The sequence below is a fragment of the uncultured Psychrosphaera sp. genome (assembly GCF_947500655.1).
Lineage (GTDB): Bacteria > Pseudomonadota > Gammaproteobacteria > Enterobacterales > Alteromonadaceae > Psychrosphaera.
Genome location: NZ_CANMSK010000039.1, coordinates 1 through 1,954 on the forward strand (window position 1 = coordinate 1; position 1,954 = coordinate 1,954).

The 1,954-nt window shown below is 48.5% G+C and carries 1 rRNA gene; it reads right to left on the minus strand.

Annotation, left to right across the window (positions count from 1 at the left end):
• Window positions 1-68 precede the first annotated feature (68 nt).
• Window positions 69-1,602: ribosomal RNA gene (locus Q0940_RS16985) — 16S ribosomal RNA — on the minus strand.
• Window positions 1,603-1,954: the final 352 nt, after the last annotated feature.

A 1,954-nucleotide genomic window follows, 5' to 3' on the forward strand; every position in this document is an offset into this window, starting at 1 on the left:
TTTCTTCTTGCTCACAATTCGTAATTAATTATCTGTGTGGACACGAGTAAATCTCATAACTTTATGTATAAGGAGGTGATCCAGCCCCAGGTTCCCCTAGGGCTACCTTGTTACGACTTCACCCCAGTCATGAACCACAAAGTGGTAAGCGTCCTCCCGAAGGTTAAACTACCTACTTCTTTTGCAGCCCACTCCCATGGTGTGACGGGCGGTGTGTACAAGGCCCGGGAACGTATTCACCGTGGCATTCTGATCCACGATTACTAGCGATTCCGACTTCATGGAGTCGAGTTGCAGACTCCAATCCGGACTACGACAAGCTTTATGGGATCCGCTTACTCTCGCGAGTTTGCAACCCTTTGTACTTGCCATTGTAGCACGTGTGTAGCCCATCTCGTAAGGGCCATGATGACTTGACGTCGTCCCCACCTTCCTCCGGTTTGTCACCGGCAGTCTCCTTAGAGTTCTCAGCATAACCTGCTAGCAACTAAGGATAAGGGTTGCGCTCGTTGCGGGACTTAACCCAACATTTCACAACACGAGCTGACGACAGCCATGCAGCACCTGTCTCAGAGTTCCCGAAGGCACTAAGCTATCTCTAGCAAATTCTCTGGATGTCAAGAGATGGTAAGGTTCTTCGCGTTGCATCGAATTAAACCACATGCTCCACCGCTTGTGCGGGCCCCCGTCAATTCATTTGAGTTTTAACCTTGCGGCCGTACTCCCCAGGCGGTCTACTTATCGCGTTAGCTTCGCAAAACAGCGCTTAAGCGCCAAGCTGCTAGTAGACATCGTTTACGGCGTGGACTACCAGGGTATCTAATCCTGTTTGCTACCCACGCTTTCGTACATGAGCGTCAGTGTCGACCCAGGTGGCTGCCTTCGCCATTGGTATTCCTTCAGATCTCTACGCATTTCACCGCTACACCTGAAATTCTACCACCCTCTGTCGCACTCTAGTCATCCAGTTTCAAATGCAGTTCCCAGGTTGAGCCCGGGGCTTTCACATCTGACTTAAATGACCGCCTGCGTACGCTTTACGCCCAGTAATTCCGATTAACGCTCGGACCCTCCGTATTACCGCGGCTGCTGGCACGGAGTTAGCCGGTCCTTCTTCTGCGAGTAACGTCACACTTGATGGGTATTAACCACCAAGCTTTCCTCCTCGCTGAAAGTGCTTTACAACCCGAAGGCCTTCTTCACACACGCGGCATGGCTGCATCAGGCTTGCGCCCATTGTGCAATATTCCCCACTGCTGCCTCCCGTAGGAGTCTGGACCGTGTCTCAGTTCCAGTGTGGCTGATCATCCTCTCAGACCAGCTAGGGATCGTTGACTTGGTGCGCCATTACCACACCAACTATCTAATCCCACTTGGGCTTCTCTAAAGGCGAGAGCCGAAGCCCCCTTTAAGCCGTAGCTATTATGCGGTATTAGCAGTCGTTTCCAACTGTTGTCCCCCACCTAAAGGCAAATTCCCAAGCATTACTCACCCGTCCGCCACTCGTCATCTTCTAGCAAGCTAGAAATGTTACCGTTCGACTTGCATGTGTTAGGCCTGCCGCCAGCGTTCAATCTGAGCCATGATCAAACTCTTCACTTTAAAGTGTTTCATTCAATCCTACTCATTAAATACTGTTCAAATAAATAAATTTGTTTGCACAGACACTTAAGAATAGTAAATCTTAATTTGTTACTATCACTTACAAGTGCCCACACAGATAATTAATTACAAGTTGTTAAAGAACGTTTCGAACCGTATGGTTCTGGATGAGACTCTGTCTCAACCGGGACGCGCATTTTACACTTCCCGTTATCGTTGTCAACGATATTTTGAAATCTTTTTTATTTAGTTTTTACAAACTTCCTAAACGATTTCAATCTCAAACGGCCTACTTAACTTTGTCTTTCTGCTGTTTGATGTCTTCCTGACAACGTGGGGCGCATTATAGGGA